At 50.4% G+C, this 26,962-nt stretch carries 24 protein-coding genes and 4 tRNA genes; 15 read left to right on the plus strand and 13 right to left on the minus strand.

The features are described from left to right. Positions 1–32: 32 nt before the first annotated feature. The 4 genes from SAQUA_RS21835 to orn all read right to left on the minus strand — a co-directional run bounded on the left by SAQUA_RS21835 (position 33) and on the right by orn (position 1,123). Positions 33–108: transfer RNA gene (locus SAQUA_RS21835), tRNA-Gly, on the minus strand. Positions 109–164: 56 nt separating this feature from the next. Further along, positions 165–240, minus strand: a tRNA-Gly gene (locus SAQUA_RS21840). 67 nt (positions 241–307) lie between these two features. Continuing rightward, positions 308–383: transfer RNA gene (locus tag SAQUA_RS21845), tRNA-Gly, on the minus strand. A gap of 194 nt (positions 384–577) precedes the next feature. Continuing rightward, a complete protein-coding gene (orn, locus tag SAQUA_RS21850) occupies positions 578–1,123 on the minus strand; it encodes an oligoribonuclease (RefSeq protein ID WP_380676359.1) in 546 nt (181 codons plus the stop codon). 226 nt (positions 1,124–1,349) lie between these two features. On the opposite strand from orn, the gene rsgA reads away from it, so the two are divergent. From rsgA to mscM, 3 genes are all read left to right on the plus strand, one after another. Further along, complete coding sequence (gene rsgA, locus SAQUA_RS21855) at positions 1,350–2,399, plus strand: small ribosomal subunit biogenesis GTPase RsgA (protein ID WP_380676361.1); 1,050 nt, start codon at positions 1,350–1,352, stop codon at positions 2,397–2,399. A 117-nt stretch (positions 2,400–2,516) separates the two neighbouring features. Next, a complete protein-coding gene (asd, locus tag SAQUA_RS21860) occupies positions 2,517–3,413 on the plus strand; it encodes an archaetidylserine decarboxylase (RefSeq protein WP_380676363.1) in 897 nt (298 codons plus the stop codon). Between the two features lie 13 nt (positions 3,414–3,426). Then, on the plus strand, positions 3,427–6,780 hold the full coding sequence (gene mscM / locus SAQUA_RS21865; RefSeq protein WP_380676365.1) for a miniconductance mechanosensitive channel MscM: 3,354 nt from the start codon (positions 3,427–3,429) through the stop codon (positions 6,778–6,780). A 50-nt stretch (positions 6,781–6,830) separates the two neighbouring features. Here mscM and epmA read toward each other — a convergent pair whose 3' ends face one another. Then, positions 6,831–7,808: an elongation factor P--(R)-beta-lysine ligase gene (gene epmA / locus SAQUA_RS21870; protein WP_380676367.1), complete on the minus strand. Its 978-nt coding sequence runs from the start codon at positions 7,806–7,808 to the stop codon at positions 6,831–6,833. 401 nt (positions 7,809–8,209) lie between these two features. On the opposite strand from epmA, the gene frdA reads away from it, so the two are divergent. From frdA to blc, 5 genes are all read left to right on the plus strand, one after another. After that, positions 8,210–10,006, plus strand: coding sequence for a fumarate reductase (quinol) flavoprotein subunit (gene frdA, locus SAQUA_RS21875; RefSeq protein WP_380676369.1), 1,797 nt, complete (start codon positions 8,210–8,212; stop codon positions 10,004–10,006). Continuing rightward, positions 9,999–10,733 carry a succinate dehydrogenase/fumarate reductase iron-sulfur subunit gene (locus SAQUA_RS21880; protein ID WP_380676371.1) on the plus strand — a complete coding sequence of 245 codons (735 nt, stop codon included), beginning with the start codon at positions 9,999–10,001 and terminating at the stop codon, positions 10,731–10,733. Before frdA ends, SAQUA_RS21880 begins: the two co-directional genes overlap by 8 nt. 16 nt (positions 10,734–10,749) lie before the next feature. After that, positions 10,750–11,142, plus strand: coding sequence for a fumarate reductase subunit FrdC (gene frdC, locus SAQUA_RS21885; RefSeq protein ID WP_380676373.1), 393 nt, complete (start codon positions 10,750–10,752; stop codon positions 11,140–11,142). 12 nt (positions 11,143–11,154) lie between these two features. Continuing rightward, positions 11,155–11,514: a fumarate reductase subunit FrdD gene (gene frdD, locus SAQUA_RS21890; RefSeq protein WP_380676376.1), complete on the plus strand. Its 360-nt coding sequence runs from the start codon at positions 11,155–11,157 to the stop codon at positions 11,512–11,514. Between the two features lie 85 nt (positions 11,515–11,599). Further along, on the plus strand, positions 11,600–12,133 hold the full coding sequence (gene blc, locus SAQUA_RS21895; RefSeq protein ID WP_380676378.1) for an outer membrane lipoprotein Blc: 534 nt from the start codon (positions 11,600–11,602) through the stop codon (positions 12,131–12,133). On the opposite strand, the gene sugE is transcribed toward blc, so the two are convergent. Continuing rightward, on the minus strand, positions 12,127–12,444 hold the full coding sequence (gene sugE / locus SAQUA_RS21900) for a quaternary ammonium compound efflux SMR transporter SugE (protein WP_380676380.1): 318 nt from the start codon (positions 12,442–12,444) through the stop codon (positions 12,127–12,129). The genes blc and sugE overlap by 7 nt on opposite strands. A 158-nt stretch (positions 12,445–12,602) precedes the next feature. Then, positions 12,603–13,169: an elongation factor P gene (efp, locus tag SAQUA_RS21905; protein WP_380676382.1), complete on the minus strand. Its 567-nt coding sequence runs from the start codon at positions 13,167–13,169 to the stop codon at positions 12,603–12,605. 41 nt (positions 13,170–13,210) lie between these two features. Between efp and epmB the strand changes: the two genes are divergently transcribed. Then, entirely contained in the window at positions 13,211–14,239 is a 1,029-nt protein-coding gene (epmB, locus tag SAQUA_RS21910; protein ID WP_380676384.1) for an EF-P beta-lysylation protein EpmB, read from the plus strand. A gap of 81 nt (positions 14,240–14,320) precedes the next feature. Here the strand turns inward: epmB and SAQUA_RS21915 are convergent, their stop codons facing one another. The 4 genes from SAQUA_RS21915 to SAQUA_RS21930 all read right to left on the minus strand — a co-directional run bounded on the left by SAQUA_RS21915 (position 14,321) and on the right by SAQUA_RS21930 (position 17,669). Next, the gene (locus tag SAQUA_RS21915) at positions 14,321–14,665 is read right to left on the minus strand and encodes a DUF4156 domain-containing protein (protein WP_380676386.1); all 345 of its coding nucleotides are present in this window, start codon (positions 14,663–14,665) and stop codon (positions 14,321–14,323) included. A gap of 333 nt (positions 14,666–14,998) precedes the next feature. Further along, the gene (groL, locus tag SAQUA_RS21920; protein WP_380676388.1) at positions 14,999–16,642 is read right to left on the minus strand and encodes a chaperonin GroEL; all 1,644 of its coding nucleotides are present in this window, start codon (positions 16,640–16,642) and stop codon (positions 14,999–15,001) included. 43 nt (positions 16,643–16,685) lie between these two features. Further along, positions 16,686–16,982, minus strand: coding sequence for a co-chaperone GroES (locus SAQUA_RS21925; RefSeq protein ID WP_380676390.1), 297 nt, complete (start codon positions 16,980–16,982; stop codon positions 16,686–16,688). Positions 16,983–17,177: 195 nt separating this feature from the next. Further along, on the minus strand, positions 17,178–17,669 hold the full coding sequence (locus tag SAQUA_RS21930; RefSeq protein ID WP_380676392.1) for an FxsA family protein: 492 nt from the start codon (positions 17,667–17,669) through the stop codon (positions 17,178–17,180). Between the two features lie 339 nt (positions 17,670–18,008). Here SAQUA_RS21930 and aspA point away from each other — a divergent pair, with 339 nt between their 5' ends. The 6 genes from aspA (at position 18,009) to SAQUA_RS21960 (ending at position 23,840) form a co-directional block, all read left to right on the plus strand. Next, on the plus strand, positions 18,009–19,445 hold the full coding sequence (gene aspA, locus SAQUA_RS21935) for an aspartate ammonia-lyase (RefSeq protein ID WP_380676394.1): 1,437 nt from the start codon (positions 18,009–18,011) through the stop codon (positions 19,443–19,445). 122 nt (positions 19,446–19,567) lie between these two features. Then, positions 19,568–20,869, plus strand: a complete 1,302-nt coding sequence (locus SAQUA_RS21940) for an anaerobic C4-dicarboxylate transporter (protein ID WP_380676396.1) — start codon at positions 19,568–19,570, stop codon at positions 20,867–20,869. Positions 20,870–20,996: 127 nt separating this feature from the next. Next, the gene (cutA, locus tag SAQUA_RS21945; RefSeq protein WP_380676398.1) at positions 20,997–21,320 is read left to right on the plus strand and encodes a divalent cation tolerance protein CutA; all 324 of its coding nucleotides are present in this window, start codon (positions 20,997–20,999) and stop codon (positions 21,318–21,320) included. Next, a complete protein-coding gene (locus SAQUA_RS21950; RefSeq protein WP_380676400.1) occupies positions 21,296–23,005 on the plus strand; it encodes a protein-disulfide reductase DsbD in 1,710 nt (569 codons plus the stop codon). The genes cutA and SAQUA_RS21950 overlap by 25 nt, the downstream gene beginning before the upstream one ends. Positions 23,006–23,045: 40 nt before the next feature. After that, positions 23,046–23,621 carry a transcriptional regulator gene (locus tag SAQUA_RS21955; protein ID WP_380676402.1) on the plus strand — a complete coding sequence of 192 codons (576 nt, stop codon included), beginning with the start codon at positions 23,046–23,048 and terminating at the stop codon, positions 23,619–23,621. 143 nt (positions 23,622–23,764) lie between these two features. Continuing rightward, a tRNA-Phe gene (locus tag SAQUA_RS21960) sits at positions 23,765–23,840 on the plus strand. Between the two features lie 253 nt (positions 23,841–24,093). On the opposite strand, the gene SAQUA_RS21965 is transcribed toward SAQUA_RS21960, so the two are convergent. Continuing rightward, a complete protein-coding gene (locus SAQUA_RS21965; protein ID WP_380676404.1) occupies positions 24,094–25,074 on the minus strand; it encodes a tyrosine-type recombinase/integrase in 981 nt (326 codons plus the stop codon). Positions 25,075–25,094: 20 nt separating this feature from the next. Next, positions 25,095–26,513 (minus strand): TraI domain-containing protein, encoded by a 1,419-nt coding sequence (locus SAQUA_RS21970; protein WP_404413104.1) that lies wholly within the window; start codon positions 26,511–26,513, stop codon positions 25,095–25,097. Between the last annotated feature and the right edge of the window lie 449 nt (positions 26,514–26,962).

Below are 26,962 nucleotides of genomic sequence, written 5' to 3' on the forward strand. Positions count from 1 at the left end.
GCGTTAGTCTGAATATTATCTGGAGATAAAATTGGAGCGGGAAACGAGACTCGAACTCGCGACCCCGACCTTGGCAAGGTCGTGCTCTACCAACTGAGCTATTCCCGCATTGAGATGCTTTTCAGCATCCGGCCAAAAAATTACAGCATGGCCTTTGAAATTTTTGGAGCGGGAAACGAGACTCGAACTCGCGACCCCGACCTTGGCAAGGTCGTGCTCTACCAACTGAGCTATTCCCGCGTCGCATGGGTACTACTTACTTTACTGCTTTTTATTCATCATGCTGCATCAGCAGCATTGTTGAATTTGGAGCGGGAAACGAGACTCGAACTCGCGACCCCGACCTTGGCAAGGTCGTGCTCTACCAACTGAGCTATTCCCGCCCGGCGTACCGATAGTTTTAAAAACCAAAATCTTCATCGGTACGGGGTGCGCATTATACGAGAAATCCTTTTTGCCGCAAGCCCCTGAAAGCAAAAAAACGCGTTTTTTGTTTGATCGCTGCTTTATAGACCAAAGTGGTGAATTAAGCGTCAGCATGGCGTTCGTACGCAACTTACGGGAACAGCAAAGGGCATTACAACTGGATGAAGTGCTCACGGTAGTATGCCAGTTCGGCCACTGACTCGCGGATATCTTCCAGCGCCTGATGAGTCGCCTGTTTCTTGAAACCAGGCAATATTCCCGGTTTCCAGCGGCGTGCCAGCTCTTTCAGGGTACTGACGTCGAGGTAGCGATAGTGGAAGTAGGTTTCTAACAGTGGCATATAGCGGAACAGGAAGCGACGATCCTGGCCAATACTATTTCCGCAGATGGGTGACTTGCCTGCGGGTACCCAGGCTTGCAGGAAAGCAATAGTCGCCAGTTCAGCCGCTCGCTCATCAAACTTGCTAGCTTTGACTCGCTCAACCAACCCGCTACCGGTATGGGTACGCACGTTCCAGTCGTCCATCAGTGCCAGTTGCTCATCAGATTGATGCACTGCAATCACCGGGCCTTCGGCAAGAATATTCAGATCGGCATCGGTTACCAGCGTGGCAATCTCGATAATACGATCGCGCTCAGGATCCAACCCAGTCATCTCCAGATCGATCCAAATCAGGTTATTTTCGTTTCCTGTCATGATATTTCCTGCATAAAAGCCGAAAGATAAACAAAGCGTAGACAGCGACACGACCAATGGCGGTGCGTGTGCGGCTAACAACGGTTATTTAATATAAAATAGCGTGTATCATAGCGTTTTTGCTCGCCCCGAGCGACATTACCCTGTGGATTTCAAATTGCAGCCAAGCGGCAAAAACAGTGCTACTTGGAAGATACGGGTACAAAGCCGATTCAAGTGAGGCTCAGTGACTAAGAACAAACTGTCCAAAGGTCAGCAACGCCGCGTACAGGCGAACCACCAGCGTCGTCTAAAGCGAACTGATAATAAGCCGGAACTGGATGATTCCCAATTGGGCGAACCGCAGGATGGGATCGTCATCAGCCGTTTCGGCATGCATGCTGACGTTGAAGCTGCAGACGGTAAGCAGCATCGCTGCAATATACGCCGAACCTTACGCTCGCTGGTTACCGGCGACCGCGTGGTATGGCGCCCTGGCGTTGGCGCTCATGAGGGCGTCAAAGGTATTGTTGAGGCCGTGCACGAGCGAACCTCGGTACTAAACCGCCCCGATTTCTACGACGGTGTTAAACCTATTGCCGCCAACATCAATCAGATTGTCATTGTTTCAGCTATCTTGCCTGAACTTTCACTCAATATGATTGATCGCTATCTGGTTGCTTGTGAAACTCTGGAAGTCGAACCGCTGATTGTCCTCAACAAAATAGACTTACTGGACGCAGAAGCACGTAAGTTGGTTGATGGAATGATGGATATCTATCGCCGTATCGGCTATCGCGTCCTTGAGGTTTCCAGCCAGACCCGCGAGGGAATGGAGGCTTTCGAACAGGCGCTCGCCGAACGTATCAGTATTTTTGCCGGGCAGTCCGGCGTAGGCAAGTCAAGTCTATTGAACGCACTGCTACCGCAGACAGAAAAGCAAATTTTGGTAAACGAGGTATCCGACGTTTCCGGCCTAGGGCAACATACCACTACGGCGGCACGACTGTATCATTTCCAGCATGGCGGGGATGTGATTGACTCCCCAGGAGTGCGTGAATTTGGCCTTTGGCACCTGGAGCCAGAACAAGTCACCCGTGCCTATATCGAATTTCGTGAATATTTAGGCGGCTGTAAATTTCGTGATTGCCGCCACGACACCGATCCCGGCTGTGCGATTCGAGCAGCTATGGAAAATGGAGCCATCGCAAAAGAGCGTTTCGATAATTACCACCGCATTCTAGAAAGTATGGCGCAGGTTAAAACCCGCAAAAACTTTGCAGATACGGACAACTGATCCAACAGTGCGAACATTGGCAACGATTGCGGTCAATGTCCGCCCTTACCCTGATTTATCTGTGTAGCGGCAGCACAGTTTATAGAGACAACGGATACATCCTTTCAAGAGGTCAAAATGCTGGATAGCGTCAAGATTAAATTACAGTACTGGCTGCCAAAAGTGGCACTAACCCGTCTAGCAGGTTGGGGAGCTGAAAAAAAAGCGGGTTGGCTGACGCGACTGGTAGTAAAAACTTTTGCTCGTTATTATCGCGTGGAAATGCAAGAGGCGCAGAACCCTGATCTGTCGTCTTACGCTACGTTCAACGATTTCTTCGTTCGCCCACTGCGTGACGGTGCACGTCCTATCGTAGCGGATCCCGACATGCTGGCCCTACCCGCTGACGGTGCAATAAGCCAGCTTGGTTCGATCGATGACGATCAGATTTTCCAGGCCAAAGGGCACTACTACACGCTGGAAGCGCTGTTGGCAGGCAACTATCTGTTGGCAGAGCAATTCCGTAACGGTTTGTTCGCTACTACCTATCTGGCACCGCGCGATTACCACCGCGTTCACATGCCCTGTGATGGCGTTCTGCGTGAAATGATTTACGTACCGGGCGACCTGTTCTCGGTAAATCCGTTAACCGCTGCCAACGTACCCAATCTGTTTGCACGCAATGAACGTGTCATCTGTCTGTTTGATACCGCCTTTGGGCCAATGGTACAGATCCTGGTGGGTGCCACCATTGTAGGCAGTATAGAAACGGTCTGGGCAGGGACCGTCACACCACCGCGTGAAGGGATTATCAAGCGTTGGACCTATCCGGCTGAAGGTCTTGAAGGCGCAATCAAGTTGGACAAGGGCCAGGAAATGGGGCGTTTCAAGCTCGGTTCTACGGTAATCAATCTGTTCACACCGGGCAGCGTACAGTTTGCCACGCAGTTGAACAGTGGTAGCGTAACCCGAATGGGGCAAGCCTTTGCAGGATCCGTGGCTGTATCAGACGCCGCCTCTACCCCGCCAAACTAAGGAAGTTGACGCTGTGCGCCTGATTATCACGTTCTTGCTCAGCCTGATGCTGATTCAGCCGGTTCTGGCTGCGACCGTTCCCAACGAATCCCAGCTCCGACAGGAGTTGAAGCAGGTTGAAGGTAACAAAAACGCACCAAATCAGGCAGAAACGATTGAGGCGCTGCAAAGCGCCCTGAACTGGCTTTCAGAGCGAAAAGAGTCGAAAAACAATTCTGAGCAATATCAGAGGGTGATCGACGATTTCCCGAAAATGACTCAGGAATTGCGCCACCAGCTTACGCTTGAAGAGACCCAAATCCTGCCAAACGGCGATAACCTGTCAGCCAGCGAACTGGAACAGTTGATCCTGCAGACAAGCAGCCAATTACTGGAACAGGCTCGGCTACTGCAGCAAGAACAGGATCGTTCACGCGAGATCAGTGATTCTCTCAGCCAGTTGCCACAGTTGCAGACCGAAGCACGGCGTTCGTTGACGGAAATACAGCGTCGCCTACAGGCACAAAGTAATAACCAGACGACACCATTGGCAATGGCACAGTTGGCACTGATGCAAACTGAAGCTGCTGCGCGCAAAGCGAAAGTGGATGAGCTTGAGTTGGCTCAGCTTTCAGCCAATAACCGCCAGGAATTGGCCAGGATGCGCGCCGAAGTCTATAAGGCACGCCACGAAAAAATTGATATGCAGTTGCAGACGCTGCGTAACAACCTCAATAGCCAGCGCCAGCGCGAAGCAGAGCGCGCGCTGGAAAAGACGGAACAACTAGCGGAACAAAATAGCGATTTACCCCAGAGCATCAACCAACAGTTGCAAATAAACCGTGAACTCTCCACTGCTCTGAACCATCAGGCACAGCAGATGGATCTGATTTCCTCCCAACAGCGCCAGGCTGCGGCACAAACACTACAGGTGCGCCAAGCGCTGAGTACCATCATTGAACAAGCCCAGTGGCTTGGTGCCTCAACTGCTCTTGGGGAAACATTGCGGGCGCAGGTTGCTGCCATGCCCGACATGCCAAAAACGCAGCAGTTGGACAGTGCAATGGCCGACCTGCGCGTTCAGCGTCTGCGTTTTGAAAGCCAGTTGGAAAAGTTGCCGCAACAATTCAAAGAGTTGAAACAAGATGATGGTTCTCCGCTGACCAGTGCGCAGCAGCGTATTGCCGATGCGCAAATACGCACGCAGCGTGAGTTACTGAATTCACTTCTTTCCGGCTGTGATACCCAAATTCTTGAATTGACTAAATTAAAAGTCGCTAACTCCCAGTTGGTGGAAGCACTGAACGAAATTCGTGACGCTGCCCACCGTTATCTGTTCTGGGTACCAGACATCAGCCCTATCACGCTATCTTACCCATTAAATGTGGCGCAAGACCTGACGCGTCTACTGTCATTGGATACCCTAACTCAGCTTAGCGGCGCTTTTATGATGATGGTCACCAGCCGGGAAACGCTGGTACCACTTTTTGGTGCGGTATTGCTGGTTATTTTCAGTATCAGTTCGCGCAAGCACTATCACGCCTTCCTTGCCCGGGCCAGCAGCAAAGTGGGCAAAGTTACGCAGGATGAGTTTTTCCTGACAATGCGAACCGTCTTCTGGTCAATTCTGGTGGCCTTGCCACTACCCGTATTGTGGGCAGCGCTAGGGTTTGGCCTGCAAAATGCATGGCCTTATCCGGTAGCGGTTGCTATCGGCGATGGCGTCACCGCGACGTTACCCGTACTGTGGATTTGTATGATTAGTGCCGCGTTCGCGCATCCGCAAGGGTTATTCATCGCACATTTCCGTTGGCCGGTAACGCAGGTTTCCCGCGCTATGCGTTACTACAAGATGTCGATCTGGCTGATTGTGCCACTGATCATGGCACTGATCACCTTTGACAATCTCAACGATCGCGAATTTTCCAATACTCTCGGGCGGCTGTGCTTCATCTTGCTGTGTCTGGCGCTGGCATTGGTCACGCACAGCCTGAAACGCGCAGGTATTCCACTCTACCTGGATAAAAAAGGCTCCGGTGAAAACGTTATCAACGTTGCTCTATGGGGATTACTGCTTTCAGCACCACTGATTGCCGCACTGGCATCCACTGTCGGCTATCTGACAACCGCACAAAAGCTCTTGGCACGGCTGGAAACCTCTGTCGCCATCTGGTTCCTGCTGTTGGTGGTTTACCACATTATCCGCCGCTGGATGCTGATCCAGCGGCGTCGTATTGCCTTTGATCGTGCCAAGCAACGCCGTGCTGATATTCTGGCCCAGCGTGCAAAAGGTGAAGGTGAATCCTCACAAACACCAAATAGCACAGAAGGTTCGATTGAAGTGGATGAGACAGAGATCGATCTTGATGTGATCAGCGCACAGTCGTTACAACTGGTGCGCTCGATCCTCACGATGATTGCTCTGGTTTCAGTGATCTTCCTGTGGTCAGAGATCCATTCGGCCTTTGGCTTTCTGGAAAACATTAAGCTTTGGGACGTAACTTCTACAGTTAATGGGGTCGATGTTGCACAACCGATCACCTTGGGCGCTTTGCTGATCGCCATTCTGGTGTTGATCGTTACTATGCAACTAGTGCGCAACTTGCCTGCGCTGCTTGAGTTGGCCGTCTTGCAGCACCTGGATCTGGCACCAGGTACCGGCTATGCCATTACCACCATCACCAAATATCTGTTGCTACTTTTTGGCGCGATACTCAGTTTTGCCTGGATTGGGATTGAGTGGTCAAAACTACAGTGGGTAGTCACCGCACTCAGTGTGGGTTTGGGCTTTGGCATGCAGGAGATCTTCTCAAACTTTATTTCTGGTTTGATCATCCTGTTTGAAAAACCGATCCGCATTGGCGACACGGTCACGATCCGTAACCTGACCGGTAGTGTCACTAAGATTAACACCCGAGCGACCACTATTTCAGATTGGGATCGCAAAGAGATCATTGTGCCTAACAAGGCGTTTATTACCGAACAGTTTATCAACTGGTCGCTATCAGACACGCTCACGCGTGTGGTACTGACCGTACCTGCGCCAGGGGAGGCCAACAGCGAAGAAGTCACCAGGATCCTATTGAATGCAGCAGAACGCTGTGCGCTAGTGCTGGATAATCCAGTACCAGAAGCGTATCTGGTCGATCTACAGCAAGGTATTCAGATCTTCGAACTGCGGATCTACGCCGCCGAAATGGGCCATCGCATGCCATTACGCCACGAAATTCACCAGTTGATTCTGGCCGGTTACCGTGAGCATGGCATTACCTTGCCATACCCACCGTTCCAGGTTCGTAGCGAAACGCTTTCACGCATGACTAACAATGGCCGTACGCCACCTTCAACGCCTGCGCCGAACAATCGCCGCGAGTCGGGTGGTTTATAAGTGTAAAAAAAGGGTTCGGCTAACCGAACCCTTTTCATATTTCCAGAGCGTTATGCCCGGCTGACAGGAAACGCCATGACTTCACTCAAACTCTCGGCTCCCAGTGCCAGCATGACCAGACGATCGACGCCCAGAGCAACGCCAGCACACTCAGGCATACCATGCTGCAACGCATCTAGCAGGTTGTTATCAATCGGGTGCTCCGGTAAGCCACGCGCAACACGCTTACGATTATCCTGTTCAAAGCGCTGACGCTGTTCATTGCCATCCGTCAGTTCACGAAAACCGTTTGCCAGTTCGAGACCTTTGAAGTAGACCTCAAACCGCTCTGCAACGCGGTGATCTTCCGTACTGATTTCTGCCAGTGCAGCTTGAGAAGCAGGAAAATGATAAACAAATGCCGGTTTATCGCGACCTATATGCGGCTCTACGCCCACGGTAAACAGTAACTGCAAAAGCGTATCGCGATCCTCTTCCGTATCGGCGATATTGCTCAAATCCAGCTTGGCGGCTGCCTCACGCAATTGCACTTTGTCTGCAGAGAGTGGATCGAGGTCCAAATGGCGCAAAAAAGCCTGCTGGTAGGACAGAGTTTCGGCACTGTCACAATCCAGCACCTGCTGTAACAGGTCGTCCACCTCATTCATCAGGCGATACATATCATAATGCGGACGATACCATTCCAGCATGGTGAATTCTGGGTTGTGATGCCGCCCCGCTTCCTCATTGCGGAAACTGCGCGACATCTGATAAATCGGGCCACTGCCTGCCGCCAGAAGGCGTTTCATGTGATATTCCGGGCTGGTTATCATGTACAACATAAGACCATCGGCCGCGCCTGGGCCGACGAAACGCGTCTGGAAAGGAAACAGATGAATGTCGGTTACCGTCGCCTGGCTCATTGCTGGCGTCTCAACCTCCAATACGCCACGATCGGCAAAAAAGCGCCGGATTTCCGCCAATATCGCTCCGCGTTTCAACAAATTGGCGATGGGTGCACTCGGTTGCCAGCTTGCCGCTTCGCTCATGGTAATTACTCCGAAATCAAACAGGGGATGCAGTCTACTCGTATCCTGCCATGCAAACAAATTCTTAGCGATTACCGCCTTGGGTACAGATTAAAATCATAAAAAACATAGTGGCTATATAAACCACTAGTATTAGTGTTAATCCAGGTCAAAGACGAGGTAACCCCTTACTTTTACAGGAATGCCTTTCGTGCCATAGTTAATAGACAAAACAATCGATCACATCAAATTTCTAGCGAACAAGTTTAGGTATAGTCATAACCCTATATTCGGTAGGAGTTATCTATCCTTAGTCTTTAATCTAAATAACTGCTGAATTACGTTAGCACCCGAAGCATTTTTATAAATATTAAGTATAGATATTTATTTTTTCGTTTTAACAAGAATATTGGAGGAATGCAGTGCAAACCTTTAACGCCGACCTCGCCATCATTGGCGCTGGGGGAGCAGGTTTACGGGCAGCAATAGCCGCCGCGGAAGCCAATCCCCAACTGAAAATCGCGCTAATATCTAAAGTTTACCCAATGCGCAGCCATACGGTAGCCGCAGAGGGGGGCTCTGCGGCCGTCACTCAGGCACACGATAGCTATGATTACCACTTCCAGGACACCGTTGCCGGTGGCGACTGGTTGTGTGAGCAGGATGTCGTTGACCATTTTGTCCATAGTTGCCCGCGTGAAATGACCCAGCTTGAACAGTGGGGTTGCCCGTGGAGCCGTAAACCGGATGGTTCAGTCAACGTGCGCCGATTCGGTGGCATGAAGATCGAGCGTACCTGGTTCGCGGCCGATAAAACCGGCTTCCACATGCTGCATACTCTGTTCCAAACCTCGCTGAAGTACCCCCAAATCCAACGTTTCGATGAGCACTTCGTACTCGACATTCTGGTGGATGACGGCCAGGCACGTGGTTTGGTAGCAATGAATATGATGGAAGGCACTCGTGTGCAGATCCGCGCCAACGCGGTGATTATGGCAACCGGTGGTGCAGGCCGAGTCTACCGTTATAACACCAATGGCGGCATCGTAACCGGTGACGGTATGGGGATGGCATTCCACCACGGCGTGCCGCTGCGGGATATGGAGTTTGTACAGTACCACCCAACCGGCCTGCCAGGCTCCGGTATCCTGATGACTGAAGGCTGCCGTGGTGAAGGTGGCATTCTGGTCAATAAAGACGGCTACCGCTACCTGCAAGACTACGGCATGGGCCCGGAAACCCCGCTTGGTGAGCCAAAGAACAAATACATGGAACTAGGCCCAAGGGATAAAGTATCCCAGGCATTCTGGCACGAGTGGCGTGCTGGCCGGACCATTGCCACACCACGTGGCGACGTGGTCTATCTGGACCTACGCCATCTGGGCGAGAAAAAACTACTGGAACGTCTGCCGTTTATCTGCGAACTGGCGAAGGCTTATGTTGGTGTCGATCCAGTAAAAGACCCGATCCCAGTGCGCCCAACCGCTCACTACACCATGGGCGGCATTGAAACCGATCAGAACTGCGAAACCCGCATTAAAGGGTTGTTTGCCGTAGGTGAATGTTCATCTGTTGGCCTGCACGGCGCGAACCGCCTCGGGTCCAACTCATTGGCAGAACTGGTAGTATTCGGGCGTGTGGCCGGCGAAAATGCTGCCCGTCGCGCTCTGGAGACTGGTCCAGCCAACGGCAGTGCCCTCGATGCACAAGGCCGTGATGTGGAAACCCGCCTCAGCAACCTGATGAAACAGGAAGGAAACGAGAACTGGTCAAAAATCCGCGACGAAATGGGTCTGTCGATGGAAGAAGGCTGTGGTATCTACCGCACCACAGAGCTGATGCAGAAAACCGTCGATAAGCTGGCTGAACTGAAAGAACGCTTCAAGCGTGTCAAAATCACCGACAATACCAACGTATTCAACACCGATTTGCTGTACACCATCGAATTAGGTTACGGCCTGGATGTTGCCGAATGCATGGCACACTCTGCGATAAATCGTAAAGAATCACGTGGAGCCCATCAGCGTCTTGACGAGGGTTGCACCGAGCGTGACGACGTGAACTTCCTGAAACATACGTTGGCGTTCCATAATCCCAATGGCGCGCCTCGCCTGGAGTACAGCGACGTGAAAATTACCAAACTGCCACCGGCCAAACGTGTTTACGGCGGAGAAGCCGACGCACAGGATAAAAAGGATAAGGAGCAGGCGAATGGCTGAGATGAAAAACCTTAAAATCGAAGTCATGCGCTACAATCCGGAACGCGATGCCGAGCCGCATTTCGAAACCTTTAGCGTACCTTACGATGAGCAGACTTCACTGCTGGATGCATTGGGTTATATCAAAGATAACCTGGCTCCCGACCTTTCCTATCGTTGGTCATGCCGCATGGCCATCTGTGGTTCTTGTGGCATGATGGTCAACAGTGTGCCAAAACTGGCCTGTAAAACCTTCCTGCGAGAATACACAGAAGGTATGAAGGTTGAAGCTTTAGGCAACTTCCCGATCGAACGCGATCTGGTCGTTGACATGACCCACTTTATCGAGAGCCTGGAAGCGATTAAGCCTTACATTATTGGCAACGATCGAAAACCGGAAGATGGCCCAAACGTGCAAACTCCGGCACAAATGGCGAAATATCACCAGTTTTCCGGCTGCATCAACTGTGGTCTATGCTATGCCGCCTGCCCACAGTTTGGCCTCAATCCTGAGTTTATCGGCCCGGCAGCCATCACCTTGGCACACCGCTACAATCTGGATAACCGTGATCACGGCAAGAAACAGCGTATGCCGCAGCTCAATGGTCAAAATGGTGTCTGGTCCTGTACGTTTGTTGGCTACTGCTCTGAAGTCTGTCCAAAACATGTCGACCCGGCTGCAGCAATTCAGCAAGGCAAGGTTGAGAGTGCTAAAGACTTCATGATCGCCATGCTGAAGCCGCAATAAGGGAGATGAGACTGCAATGACAACACAACGTAAGCCCTATGTACGTACCATGACACCAACCTGGTGGCAAAAGCTGGGTTTCTATCGTTTCTATATGCTGCGTGAAAGCACATCAGTACCTGCGGTTTGGTTCAGTATCGTACTGATGTACGGCGTTTTTGCGCTAAAAGGTGGGCCTGAAAGCTGGGCCGGTTTTGTGGGTTTCCTGCAAAATCCGTTGGTACTGTTGATTAACATCGTCGCCCTGCTGGCTGCGGTGCTGCATACCAAAACCTGGTTTGATCTTGCCCCTAAAGCCGCCAACATAGTAGTAAACAGTGAAAAAATGGGGCCAGAGCCAATTGTTAAAGCTCTGTGGGCAGTGACGGTCGTCGTCACCGTGATCATTCTCGCTGTAGCGTTACTGTAATCCGGAGGAAACATGACTAATCTTGCACCTAAACGCTCGGATGAGCCGGTTTTCTGGGGGTTATTCGGCGCTGGCGGTATGTGGGGAGCGATCATCGCACCGGCTATTGTGCTGCTGATTGGAATTCTGCTGCCACTAGGTCTTTTCCCAGGAGAGGCTCTAGGTTATGAGCGAGTCTTGGCGTTCAGCCAAAGTTGGATCGGCCGCCTATTCCTGCTGCTGATGATTATTCTGCCACTGTGGTGCGGGTTACACCGCATTCACCACGCCATGCATGATCTAAAAGTCCACGTGCCTGCTGGCAAATGGGTCTTTTACGGTTTGGCAGCCATTCTGAGTGTCGTTACCCTGATCGGGGTTGTCACGCTTTAAGACCTCAGGCGGTCAGCTTTCGTTGGCCGCCTATCCCTCTTTTCGACTACACTGTCTATCTGATTAGGGTAGACAGGAGTTATCCATGCGTTTTTGGTCAAAGCTTTGCGTAGCGTTATCCGCCATTATTTCTGTTGCCTGTAGCGTAACTCCGCCGAAAGACATAAAGGTTGTCGATAACTTCGACAGCCAACGTTATCTGGGTACCTGGTATGAAATAGCCCGTTTAGATCACCGTTTCGAGCGTGGTTTGGAACAGGTCACCGCTAATTACAGCCCGCGCGCGGACGGCGGCCTGAAAGTAATTAACCGTGGGTTTGACACTAAAAAGCAGCAATGGAAACAAAGCGAAGGTAAAGCCTACTTTATTGGTTCACCGCAAATGGCTTCGTTGAAGGTCTCTTTCTTTGGCCCATTTTATGGCGGCTATAACGTAATCGATCTGGATGGTGAATACCGTTATGCACTGGTTGCAGGACCAAACAGAGACTACTTATGGATACTGTCGCGCACGCCGACAATAGACACCGCCACGCGCGACAGATTAGTACAGACAGCAAAAGGCTACGGTTTTGACACTGCAGCACTAGTCTGGGTTAAACAACATCCTGCTCAGTGACTACTGAACTTCAGCCCCAGAATACCGGCGACGATCAAGCACAAGCTGAGGATCCGCATAATATTGGTCGATTCGCCAAGCAACACCATGCCCATAACCGCCGCGCCTACGGCACCTATTCCTGTCCACACGGCGTAGGCGGTTCCTGCAGGCAACGTTTTCATCGCATGTGCCAGCAATACCATGCTCACAACCATGGCAGCGATGGTTATTAAACTGGGCGTCAGGCGGGTAAAACCATGAGTGTACTTCAGGCCAATCGCCCAAACGATCTCTAAAAGGCCAGCGAAAATCAAAACGATCCATGCCATGAAACAGGCTCCAAAACTTATGGGGTCGTCCCCGAGCAAGAGAAGCGCAGATGGGTCGTCCCTTCTGGCTGGGTGGAAGCGGTATTTATAAAAGGCCCCTGCCAACGTTTGGCGGGAAAATAAAACAGAGGAACCACTTGGCTCCTCTGCCTTGAAACTTACTTAACGCGAGAAACGTATTCGCCAGAGCGGGTATCAACTTTGATCACTTCGCCGATCTGTACAAACAATGGCACCTTAACGACTGCGCCAGTGCTCAGGGTTGCTGGCTTACCGCCGGTACCCGCAGTATCGCCTTTCAGGCCTGGGTCGGTATCCACGATTTCCAGTTCAACGAAGTTAGGTGGAGTTACGGCGATCGGTTGGCCGTTCCACAGGGTCACAATGCACTCTGCCTGATCCAGCATCCACTTGGCGTTATCACCAATCGCTTTTTCATCGGCAGCCAATTGTTCAAAGGTTTCGTTGTTCATGAAATGATAGAACTCACCGTCGTTGTACAGGTAAGTCAGGTTCATATCCACAACGTCCGCACCTTCCGCTGAATCGGTAGACTTGAAGGTTTTTTCAACGCGGGTGCCGGTCAGAAGACGGCGCATTTTTACACGCGCAAAAGCCTGACCTTTGCCAGGTTTCACGAACTCACTGGATTCGATAGCGTAAGGCTCGCCCTCGAACATGATTTTAAGACCCGGACGGAAATCGTTGCTAGAATAAGTCGCCATAATGGCCCTCTGAATATTTAAACTGGTAGCTTAGCCAAAAAATGGCACACATTGTAACCCAAAACACAGCACTTAGAGAAGATTGGTTGTATCAACTCGCCGATGTTATTACCGACCCAGATGAATTGCTGCAGCTTTTGTCACTGAATTCACACCCGGAACTTCCGCAGGGGCGCGATGCGCGCCGCCTGTTTGCCTTGCGTGTACCACGAGCTTTTGCAGCACGCATGCGGCCTGGCGATGCCAATGATCCGCTGTTGCGTCAGGTTTTGACCGCTAAAGAGGAATTCATCAGTGCGCCTGGATTCACCACCGATCCGTTGGATGAACAACGCAGCGTAGTACCAGGCTTGCTGCACAAATATCGCAATCGTGCTCTGCTACTGGTGAAAGGCGGTTGTGCGGTCAATTGTCGTTATTGTTTCCGCCGCCATTTCCCTTATCAGGATAACCAGGGTAAGAAAGCAAACTGGCTTCAGGCATTGGAATACATCGGCAAACACGCGGAACTGGATGAAATTATCTTTTCCGGTGGCGATCCGCTGATGGCCAAAGATCATGAACTGGATTGGCTGATCGGTGAACTTGAAAAAATCCCACATATTAAGCGGTTGCGCATTCATACTCGCTTGCCAGTAGTTATTCCTGCGCGGATCACCTCGGAGCTTTGCCAACGGCTCTCGGCCTCACGCCTGCAGGTACTGATGATCACCCATATCAATCACGCCAATGAAATTGATCGGGAATTCCAGGCCAGTATGGCAAAGTTACGCGAAGCAGGAGTTACATTGTTAAACCAGAGCGTACTGCTGCGGGGTATCAATGATAATGCCGATACGCTGGCAACGCTGAGTAACGCACTGTTCGATAGTGGGATCTTGCCTTATTACATTCACGTATTGGATAAGGTGCAAGGCGCAGCCCATTTCATGGTCAATGATGATGAGGCCCGCGCGATTATGAAAGGCCTGCTGAGTAAAGTCTCCGGCTATTTGGTACCACGTTTGGCGCGTGAAATTGGTGGTGAACCAAGCAAAACGCCACTGGATCTACATTTGACACAAAGCTGATTGGCCCTAGGCACTGCCTGATACCAAAAGAGGAGTGCCTTGGCATTCCTCTTTTGTTTTATTCGGGTTGTGGCACCAACGTTATGGGCACTTATAGACCTGACCAATCATTTTGCTGTCAAGCGGTGCAAAACTTGAAAGCAGATTCTGGCTTGGGCTGCTTGCACCATAAATTACGTTCCCCCCCATTGCTGCAGCCTTATTACGTAAGTCGTTTGCTGCACCACGCATGGAGCTACCTTCACCACCACTCCCGGAAAACCAGTTGCTTTGAGAACCCGTAACTTCACCTACCAATTGACATTCTGCCGCTGGCTTAGTGTCGGTGAATTTGACCTGCTGACCTGCGGCGGTCAGCTCATTGGTGCTGCTACAACCTACCAGCAGCAACGCTGCCGTTAGACCCAGTAAGGCTTTAATCCGCATCTTGTTCCCCATATGATATTGAGAATTAGGCAAAAGCTTATCAGAAAGCGTTGCTATCTCTTAAGCATCCGTTGCCACCGGCTACGAGCGCCTGGTCAACGCCTTGAGCGACAGCTAATGAGGTATCAGTTTACACGGTAAATTGGTAGGGTCAGCAAAAATCTGATCACACTTCTGATGAAAGAAGAGTTGAATCGACAGATACAAAAAATCCGTAACCTCAAGAGAGGTTACGGATTTTTATAAACTGAGCAGGTCATTAGCAGTTTACTTTGCGACTTGCCCGCTCGGCATTTGGCCTAAGATGGTTTCAACACACAAAAGTGTGGCGAATTACATCATACCGCCCATACCACCCATGCCGCCCATACCCGCAGCGCCCATGTCAGCTTTATCTTCTTTCGGCAGATCGGTAATCATACACTCGGTGGTGATCATCAGGCCAGCCACAGAGGCCGCATACTGCAGAGCAGAACGGGTCACTTTGGTTGGATCCAGGATACCCATCGCGATCATATCGCCGTATTCTTCGGTATAAGCGTTGTAACCGTAGCTACCTTCGCCTGCTTTCACGTTGTTAGCGATAACAGAGGCTTCTTCGCCAGCGTTAATCACGATCTGACGCAGTGGAGATTCCATAGCACGCAAGGCAACTTTGATGCCCACGTTCTGGTCTTCGTTGTCACCTTTCAGACCGGCAATTTTGCCTGCTACACGGATCAGCGCTACACCACCACCAGCAACCACGCCTTCTTCAACCGCAGCACGGGTCGCGTGCAGGGCATCTTCTACGCGGGCTTTCTTCTCTTTCATTTCAACTTCAGTTGCTGCGCCAACTTTGATAACGGCAACGCCGCCTGCCAGTTTAGCGACACGCTCCTGCAGTTTTTCACGATCGTAGTCAGAGGTTGCTTCTTCAATCTGCTGACGGATCTGGGTAACACGGCCCTGAATGGTGGCTTCATCGCCAACACCATCGATGATGATAGTGGTGTCTTTGTTGATCACGACGCGTTTTGCCTGACCCAGATCTTCCAGAGTCGCTTTTTCCAGCTCCAGGCCGATCTCTTCAGAGATTACGGTACCCGCAGTCAGAGTAGCGATATCTTGCAGCATCGCTTTACGGCGATCGCCGAAGCCAGGTGCCTTAACTGCAGCCACTTTCACAATGCCGCGCATGGTGTTAACCACCAGAGTCGCCAGTGCTTCGCCTTCAACATCTTCTGCAATGATCAGCAGTGGTTTACCCGCTTTAGCAACGGCTTCCAGTACTGGCAGCATTTCACGGATGTTGGAGATTTTCTTGTCAGCCAACAGGATGAACGGGCTTTCCAGCTCAATAGAACCAGTTTCAGGCTTGTTGATGAAGTATGGAGACAAGTAGCCACGGTCGAACTGCATACCTTCAACCACGTCTAGTTCATCTTGCAGACCGGTACCTTCTTCAACGGTGATAACACCCTCTTTGCCCACTTTTTCCATGGCTTCTGCAATCAGTTTACCCACAGTTTCATCGGAGTTTGCAGAGATGGTGCCTACTTGAGCAATAGCTTTGGAATCAGAGCAAGGTACAGACAGTTTTTTCAGTTCTTCAACCGCTGCGATCACCGCTTTGTCGATGCCGCGCTTCAGATCCATCGGGTTCATACCCGCAGCCACAGCTTTCAGGCCTTCAGTGATAATGGATTGAGCCAGTACAGTTGCAGTTGTGGTGCCGTCACCTGCCGCGTCGTTCGCTTTAGAGGCAACTTCTTTCACCATTTGGGCACCCATATTCTCGAACTTGTCTTCCAGTTCGATCTCACGAGCAACAGATACACCATCTTTAGTGATGCTAGGAGCGCCGAAGGATTTATCCAGCACTACGTTACGGCCTTTCGGGCCCAAGGTCACTTTAACTGCATCAGCGAGTACATTCACGCCACGGAGCATCTTCACGCGAGCGTCATTGCCGAATTTTACATCTTTAGCTGCCATTAGTATTTCCCTTCAACTCGTTCAGTTCAGAAGATATAAAGCGTTATTTCGCTTCAACAATTGCCAGAATGTCGCTTTCGGACATGATCAACACTTCTTCATTGTCGATCTTCTCTGCTTTCACGCCGTAACCGTCGTTGAAAATTACGATGTCGCCAACTTTTACATCCAGTGGCTGAATTTGGCCACTTTCCAGAACACGTCCTTTACCAACGGCTACCACCTCACCACGAGTAGATTTACCCGCTGCAGAGCCAGTCAGAACGATGCCGCCAGCAGATTTGGATTCAACTTCTTTGCGCTTGACGATAACGCGGTCATGCAATGGACGAATACTCATTGAACGCTCTCCTGTAAGAAAGTCTCTATCAGATTTAGGGTTGCTCACCGGATTATTGATACCGGCTCCGTGGCATTTGAAATGGGGGCATTCCATCCCCCTTCAAGGGGTAAGATCAAAAAAATTTTTGATCTGATGGTCATTGTTGAGTAAAACGAACAAAACGCGACCAGTTAGCCGCGCTAGGTAACATAATCAACGATCGTCGCGTTTGGTGTGTTCATCAGGTTTATGATCCAACGTATAGCGATCATCGTCTTTGCGTTGGAATTCTCCGTCGAAGGTATTTCCGCTGCTGGCACCACCACTCTGCGCACTACCACCTGGACGAAAAACGAAGAGATGCGGCATCAGCTTTAGCGTAAGCGACTTCTGTACCGGTGGTAACAGCAACAGCAAGCCAAGGAAGTCAGTAAAGAAACCTGGCACCAGCAGCAGGAACCCCGACAGAACCAGAGAGACACTTTTCACCATCTCCGCAGCAGGGCTTTCACCCGCTGCCAGTTTCTGTTGCATCTGCATGAAGGTTTTCATTCCCTGATTGCGCACCAGAGAGACACCTACGCAGGAGGTAAACACCACCAGTAACAGAGTGATCGCCACGCCTAACACGGCAGCGACTTTAATAAATAGGGATATTTCTATATAAGCCAGTAGAAATATCAGCAATAACGGTAACCAGCGCACCTGGTTCTCCTCTAGGTAGGATAGGCCTACGCGTCTGACGGCGCATGCGTGAAAATGGGGTCTACAGACTAGTACAATGGGGGCTTCCTACTGCCATTTCAACCAAGTACTTCCTTTATATTACTCATGCTATTAAACGTGATGTAGATCTCAGAAATAGAAAACCACGATTTCTGAAACGCCAGATAGTGATCTGAGTTCATTCATTTATTACAGAGCAGCATATGATCTGGGCAGCTACAATCGTTGCGGTCAATACTTCCGCACTTGAAGCTCTCAACAACATAATTTAGTTAGCGCAGATATTATTAATTCGGCAGCAACATAGAGAAGGTTCCCATGTCAAACAACATTCGTATCGAAGAAGACCTGCTAGGAACACGTGAAGTACCCGCAGAAGCGTACTATGGTGTTCATACTTTGCGTGCGATTGAAAACTTCTATATCAGCAACAGTAAAATTAGTGATGTACCAGAGTTTGTTCGCGGTATGGTTATGGTTAAAAAAGCCGCGGCAATGGCCAATAAAGAGCTGAAAACCATTCCACGCAAAATTGCCGATACCATTATCCAAGCCTGTGATGAAGTGCTGGACAAAGGCAAGTGCATGGATCAATTCCCAGTCGATGTGTTCCAGGGTGGTGCTGGTACCTCTCTGAACATGAACACCAACGAAGTACTGGCGAATATCGGCCTGGAACTGATGGGCCACCAGAAAGGTGAGTATCAGTATCTTAACCCTAACGATCATCTCAACAAATGCCAATCCACTAACGATGCTTATCCGACCGGCTTCCGTATTGCGGTATATGCTTCCAACCAAAAACTGATTGATGCAATCAACCAATTGCGCGAAGGTTTTGATCGCAAGGCCAAAGAGTTCGAAACTATCCTGAAAATGGGCCGTACCCAGTTGCAGGACGCCGTACCAATGACATTAGGCCAAGAGTTCCATGCCTTTAGCGTGCTGTTGAACGAAGAAACCCGCAACCTGCACCGCACTGCAGAATTGTTGTTGGAAGTAAACCTCGGCGCGACAGCGATTGGTACCGCGCTGAATACACCTGAAGGCTACCAGCAGCTTGCAGTACAGAAACTGGCGGAAGTCAGTAACCTGCCAGTAGTTCCTGCAGAGGACCTGATCGAAGCCACCTCAGACTGCGGTGCTTACGTCATGATGCACAGTGCGTTGAAACGTCTGGCGGTGAAACTTTCCAAGATCTGTAATGACCTGCGTCTGTTGTCTTCCGGCCCACGAGCTGGCCTGAACGAAATCAACCTGCCAGAGTTGCAGGCCGGTTCATCCATCATGCCAGCAAAAGTGAACCCGGTTATTCCTGAAGTGGTAAACCAGGTTTGCTTTAAAGTGATCGGCAACGACGTTTGCGTTACCATGGCTGCGGAAGCTGGCCAGTTGCAATTAAACGTGATGGAACCGGTGATTGGTCAGGCAATGTTTGAATCAATTCACATTCTAACCAACGCCTGCTATAACCTGTTGGAAAAATGCATCAATGGCATCACCGCAAACAAGGAAGTATGCGAGTATTACGTATTCAACTCGATCGGTATCGTGACTTATCTTAATCCGTTTATTGGCCACCACAACGGTGATATTGTCGGCAAGATTTGTGCAGAAACCGGCAAGAGCGTACGTGAAGTCGTATTGGAACGCGGGTTGTTGACCGAAGCTGAACTGGATGACATTTTCTCTGTTGAGAACCTGATGCACCCAGCCTATAAAGCGAAACGCTATACAGATGAAAATGAACAATAACAGAAACATCCGGTAGCCCGAAAGGCACGCTAATCCTCTGGAGAGCGTGCCTTTTTTCTTTCTTGTGCCACAAAGTTGCAACTTTTGATTTTCATAAAAACTCATTTTGAGGGGTAAACATTATGCTAATAGTGGAATTGGTGATCGTTCTACTGGCCATATTTTTAGGAGCCAGGTTAGGTGGTATAGGAATAGGCTTTGCAGGCGGTCTTGGGGTGTTGGTTCTGGCTATGATTGGCGTTAAACCCGGCAGCATTCCCTTTGACGTTATTTCAATCATCATGGCGGTTATCGCCGCAATTGCCGCTATGCAGGTTGCAGGCGGTATGGACTATCTGGTACAGCAGACCGAAAAACTGCTGCGCAAGAATCCCAAATACATCACTATTCTGGCGCCGATAGTCACCTATTTTCTGACCATCTTCGCCGGTACCGGTAATATCTCTCTCTCAGCGCTGCCTGTGATAGCAGAAGTAGCCAAAGAACAGGGCATCAAACCTTGCCGTCCACTATCTACTGCCGTTGTTTCCGCGCAGATTGCCATTACCGCTTCACCAATTTCTGCTGCGGTGGTGTATATGTCTTCCGTGATGGAAGGCCATGGTGTGAGCTACCTGCATTTGCTGATGGTGGTGATCCCTTCAACCTTCCTGGCGGTGCTGCTGATGTCGGTGCTGGTGACCTGGTTGTTTGATTCCAAACTGTCTGACGATCCGGTGTATCAGAAACGTTTCGAAGAGGGTTTGGTTACGCTGCGCGGTGACCACGTGATAGAAATCAAGCCTCGTGCAAAAGCTTCTGTGCTGCTGTTCTTGGCTGGTGTGCTGTGTGTAGTAGCCTATGCCATCATTAACAGCCCGAGTATGGGTCTGGTGGCAACGCCACTGATGAATACGACCAACGCCATTCTGATCATCATGCTGAGCGTAGCAACTCTGACGACTATCCTGTGCCGCGTTGATACCGATATGGTGTTGAACTCCAGTACGTTTAAAGCCGGTATGAGTGCTTGTATCTGTATTCTTGGCGTCGCCTGGTTGGGTGACACTTTCGTACAGGCCAACATCGACTGGATCAAAGAGACTGCCGGTACAGTGATCCAATCACATCCTTGGTTACTGGCTGTGATCTTCTTCTTCTGCTCTGCACTGCTGTACTCTCAGGCCGCTACCGCCAAAGCACTGATGCCAATGGCTCTGGCGCTGAACGTCACACCACTGACGGCAATAGCTTCCTTTGCCGCCGTTTCTGGCCTGTTCATTCTGCCAACCTACCCAACCCTGGTTGCAGCGGTACAGATGGACGACACAGGTACTACGCGTATCGGGCGCTTTGTATTTAACCACCCATTCTTCATTCCAGGGACCTTGGGAGTGGTGTTTGCGGTAGTCTTCGGCTTCCTAATAGGCAGCGTTATTCTGTAACCCCCGTGCGGGGCTACGGCCCCGCATTTGCTCGCCCCCTTTTCCTCACTGTTGATAAACTCACCTTCTAGCCAGAACAGCTTCAGGGTATAGTGGCCCGTTGATAACCTGGTTGAGAGAGCGGAAGATGCCTGACTGCGAAGCTATTGTCATACTCTGCACTGCCCCCGATGAGTCCACCGCGCAAGAACTGGCGGCGCGTGTTCTGGGAGAAAAACTGGCCGCTTGTGCCACGCTACTGCCCGGAGCATCTTCGTTATATTACTGGGAGGGCAAACTTGAGCAGGAATATGAGGTGCAAATGCTGTTCAAAAGTAACCGTCAGCATCAACAAGCACTACTCGCCTACCTGAAACAACATCACCCGTACCAAACACCCGAACTGTTGGTGTTGCCGGTGATCGCCGGAGATAAAGACTACCTGTCATGGATCAACGTTTCATTAAACTGATATTCCTGCTTTGCAGCCTGTTTTTTCTGCCGCAGGCCGCTCAGGCCTCTTTGTTTGGCCAAAACGGCGCCAACGCGTTTGTTCCCGTCGATCAAGCGTTTACCTTCGACTTTAAGCAGCAGGATCATCAACTGACCCTGAGCTGGCAAATCCGCCCCGGCTATTATCTGTATCGCCAACAGATCAAATTGGTTCCCCAGCAGGCAACACTCGGCGAGTTTAAGCTGCCTGACGGACTAAAACATAGAGATGAATTCTTTGGTGAAGTGGCCATTTTCAAGGAACCGTTGGTATTAACTATTCCGCTATTACAAGCTGGAGCCAATGCCAGCCTGAGCGTAACCTACCAAGGCTGTGCTGCCGCCGGTTTCTGCTATCCACCGGAAACACGCATTGTTCCCTTAAGTGAGGTAACCGCTGCCTTAGAGTCTCCAGTGCCGTCCGCACAGACAGAAACCAAAGCAACCAACCTGCCGTTCTCCCCGCTGTGGGCCTTGCTGATCGGCATCGGTATTGCGTTTACGCCATGTGTATTGCCGATGTATCCGCTAATTTCCGGCATCATTCTTGGCCGTGAACGTCCGCACAGTAGTGCACGTATCCTGGTACTGTCCGTAGTCTATGTGCAAGGTATGGCTCTGACCTATACCCTACTCGGGCTGGTCGTTGCCGCCGCCGGATTGCAATTCCAGGCTGCATTACAGCACCCTTACGTGCTGATTGGGTTATCGATACTGTTTTTCGCTTTGGCTTTATCAATGTTTGGCTGTTATTCATTGCAGCTACCTTCTTCGTTGCAAACACGCCTAGCTAACTGGAGCAACACCCAACGGGGCGGCTCACTGGTTGGCGTGTTTGTCATGGGGGCATTGGCAGGATTGATCTGCTCACCTTGCACTACCGCGCCGCTGAGCGCCATTCTGCTGTACATCGCCCAAAGCGGCAACATGTGGGCCGGTGGTGGTACGCTTTACCTCTATGCGCTAGGAATGGGCATCCCATTAGTTGTCGTGACAGTGTTTGGCAATAGGTTGTTGCCACGCAGCGGCCCTTGGATGCAATACGTCAAAGAAGCCTTTGGTTTTGTGATCCTGGCACTGCCAGTGTTCCTGCTGGAGCGTGTGATCGGCGATGTCTGGGGGTTACGCTTCTGGAGTCTGCTCGGGTTAGCATTCTTCGGATGGGCATTCGTCCTGAGTTTGAAATCATCCAGCGGCTGGGTACGTGTCATGCAAGTGATACTGCTTGCTGCGCTGGTGATGGCAGCTCGCCCACTGCAGGACTGGGCATTCGGTAACACAACAGCTCAGGAGGCGGTTCAACCACACCTGAATTTCACGCGCATCAACAACATTGCCCAACTTGATCTAGCGCTGCAACAAGCGCAAGGTAAGCCCGTGATGTTGGACCTTTACGCAGACTGGTGTGTTGCCTGCAAGGAGTTTGAAAAGTACACCTTCAGTGACCCTGTAGTGCAGGCTAAGCTAGCCAACACCCTACTGCTGCAGGCAGACGTCACAGCTAACAATAGCGAGCAGGTAGCGTTGCTTAAGCACTTGAAGGTTCTGGGGCTGCCTACCATTCTGTTTTTTGACGAGACAGGTCGTGAATTACCTTCTGCCCGCGTGACAGGCTTTATGAATGCTGAGGCATTCGACGCGCATTTGCAGAAAACGATTCGGTAAACAACACTGAGATTTAGAACATTTTTGGGAGGGAGCACAAGTGCAACGAGAACACGTTTTAAGCACAGCATTGGAGCTGTTGGAAAAACAGGGCCTGGCGACCACCACATTAGACATGCTGGCAGAGAAGCTGGGGGTAACACCCAGTGATATGAAACCGTTTTGGCCAGATCGCGAGGCGCTGTTGTATGACTGCCTGCGCTATCATGGTCAACAAATTGATACCTGGCGGCGTCAGTTACAGCTTGATGAATCACTGAGTGCCGAGCAAAAGCTTCTGGCGCGCTATGATGTATTGGCTGAACACGTGAAGAATGAACGCTATCCTGGCTGTCTGTTTATTGCCGCCTGCAGTTTGTTCCCTGAAAGGGACCACCCTATTCATCAATTGGCAGAGCAACAGAAGCTGGCGTCGTTGAACTTCACCCGCGATTTGCTACACGAGTTTGACGCTCACGATGCGGATTCGGTAGCTGATCAGATGGAACTGGTTCAAGAAGGATGTCTAAGTAAACTACTGGTAAAAAGGCAGTTGCAGGATGTATCTGTCGCCAAGCGGTTGGCAGAAGATATTTTGCACATTGCGCAGTGCCGCAAGTTTGGCGCTTTGAGCTAAACCAACAAAGCCACTCTTGCTTAGCAGTGGCGAGAACAAAAACCGGCCTTTTGTCTGAAAAGCCAGCAATCGGCTCTGTTTTCATATTTTTTGTCATAAACCCGTTGACGCGGCACAGCCAATACGGTTTAATGCGCCCCGTTGCCCGGATAGCTCAGTCGGTAGAGCAGGGGATTGAAAATCCCCGTGTCCTTGGTTCGATTCCGAGTCCGGGCACCATCATTCAGAAGCGCTTGTCAATTTCTCAGGATGAAAAAATGACAGGTTCTAAAGTGAGTCCAAATACGCAAAAACCTAGGGTTTGGTTAAATGATGTCACACTGTGATATCACGACCCGGTTGCTGTGAAAAGGCTCTTGAAAGGCCCGCATGTCCAACCATGCGGGTTTTTTCGCGTCTGATTTTTACAGACTTCGTAGGCAAATGTCAAATTGTGTCAAGGGGATACTCTTTCTCGGCATACCACGGCAACTCATCTCATCAGTTCCTGCTCCAGAAGCTCTCTCAGAGAATCAATGTCCTCATCAATGTACTCTAGCGTAGACCGTAAACTGGAATGCCCCAGCAGACGCTTGACCGCCTGGATATTGCGATCTGGAAACTTCATCAGGTTGGTGGCCACCGTATGCCTAAAGCGATGGGGGCTGACGACAAACCGGCACTCCCTGGAGACTCGCCGAAAGAATGCCCGTATCGGATAGATACCCATCTTTGAGTCATGCTCCCCAGGCGCTGACTGGGCTATTCTTTTTAGATCAAAACGGTTCACGTTGAATAGCTGCTCGTTTAACTCAGCCCCTGCTGCCAATGAACGTTCCAGTATCTCCGCTAATCGCGGATGTAAGGCTGAAGTAATTGGCACTCGGAATTCGCGGTGGTTCTTTGAACCCTCGGAAATCACATCAATCCAGCGCTCTTCAAGATTGATATCACGCAGCCGTACATGAAGGAGCTGATTTTGGCGCATCCCGGTACAGCTCAATGTGTCCAATACGGCCAACCAGAACCAGGCAGGATAGCAAGCATTAGCCCGCGAGCTTATGGAGTAGGATTGCGGAAAGCGGCGTTCCAGTTCCTGGTGTTGCTCCATCAAGCGATAAACCGTTTTTACCTGTGCCTTTGACAGCGTTTTTTTCTTCTTTTTCCCTACCCGAACGACCGCTTTGTTAAAAGGATTTTCTTTATGGGGTAACAATCCTTTTTTCATACCAAAATTAAATAGCGCTCGCATATGGGTCACTTTATTGTTCCAGGTACACGCTTCCAGTTTCAATTCTTTAAGAACAAATCTTCGCCATTCTAAAACCAACTCATTACTCACATCAGCAGGTAATTCTTGCGTATATTTCTTAAAAGTTCGAACGACTTTTTGGTAACTCCATTCCGTTGCTGGCCGAATAGAATGATTAAAAAAATACTGCTCCATCAATTGTTCAAACGTCACATCGGGCATGCCATAACTCCCTATAAGCACTAAGATTTAATTACCAAGAATGGGTTATCCGCTGGAATGTCATGGTCTTTATACAATTTTTTGGCAGCAATAAGGTACCCCGCCATTTTCTGAAACCGCCCTTCTCTGGCCTTATTTTGGTAAATATGACAGGTATACATCACGCCCTTATCCTGCCTGTGCCTCCCTAATCGTTCAAACGCATTTTGTAAGCCAGTTTTATCTTCGGAGTATTCTTGGTTTTCTAACAAAAACTGATGAAATATATTTGGTGCACGAATAAAGACATAACCTGAAAAAATATGTATCCGAGAGTTGGCAGTATTGACCGAAAAAGTGTCTTTAATACATCCTTCACTTAACCAATGCCAAAATCGTTCGCCAATATCCTGTGGTACAGAATAAATACCCTGTTCCGCTTTTGTTTCCACAGCCCCACCTTCCCTACCGGGATCACTCACGGCAGAAAGCCCCATGACCGCCAGCAAATCCCCCGTAGCATCCTCACTTTGAACCACGGGTTCAACGCCAGCGTCGCTGGGGGTGTTATCACTCACCGCGCTGTCCAGTGAAGAGGCCAAGTTGACCGCCGTTAAACGCTCAACAGGTTCAATAGAGGGGGCCTGTAGCGGTGAACATTCGGGATAAGTGGTCACCTTCGGCAAAGTTGTCTCTTGGCCGGGTATTATCTGGGGGGCAGCTAGGACCATAGGTGTCGTTTTTCCCACCGAGGTACGAATGGCCTCGGCGACGATGGTATTGATGATCCCTGACTCGTGACGAAACCCTGTCAAATACAGTGACAAGGTTTTCAGCACTTCTGGCCAAGCACTCAGCCAAAGTAATGCTTTATCCGGGATAATCTTCCAAGCCCGCATCGTCCCCAGACTTTGCACTTGCAGCGCATCTGTGACCGGGCTGAAGCGAAAACGGTACGGCTCTTCAGGTTCGGCATCAAGCGGTAGCCAACGCCGTCCGCTTTCCAGTTCGACCTCGATATGACACAACCCATCAAGTGCCTGCAGCATCGCGGCATAGACAATCACCGCGTTCCAGGCGGCCCCCTGCGATGCCTGTTCTTCCGGTGGTGCGCCAACCGGAAGTAAATAGTTTTTCGATAGTCGTGCTGCGTAAGCGACTGTTTCCAACAGGTGATCCACCATGCCACCGAGATACGCATGGTGGCCGTTCTCGGTAGCCGGAAACTGCTGCATCAGGGTGACACAGCGCTCAAGCGGTCGAAGGTAATACTGTTGGTACAGGTCTTTTGGTAGCGAGGAGTAATCCCACAGCATTTGCAGCCATTGCTGGCGTCTAGCATCTGACAGCAGAGTGCTTGCTGATAACGGCAACGAATACCCCGAAGGGACAGTGAGTGTATAATCAACAGGCGAAGAAACGACGGGACGGAAAAGAGACCTCAGTTTCAGACGTAACATAGCGGGAGCCCTTGTCAGGTGAGCAATCGGGCTACCTTATCTGCCTTAATCCAGAGTGCAACCGACAACTCTTTATCTGAAAAAAGTAATTTTTTCGCATCCGCATATTATATCGCCTCGGCAGAAATATTGAAAAAATCCTTCCCTCTACCTCATGAACGGTATTCCCATGCTGTATGAATGGCGATCAGACACCACCAGTCGGCCCCCAATGCAGGCACGTAGTATGCTCGTTTTCTAAGCTATCTGTACGGCAGTGAACTTCATTGCCCTACTGATCGGCTTCCCGTTGGTTTTCCAAGCTACTGTCAACACCAACGGCGGATGCCCCTTCAGGTCTTATAACACTGGTGCCGACACACGGGGAGTAATTCGTCGCGGGATCCGTGTGGATCCTTCAAAAATTTCCGATTTTTGTAAATTCACTCTAAATCGGAAACACTGTAAGC

Origin of the sequence: Serratia aquatilis (genome assembly GCF_044865145.1) — a bacterium.
GTDB lineage: Bacteria > Pseudomonadota > Gammaproteobacteria > Enterobacterales > Enterobacteriaceae > Chania > Chania aquatilis.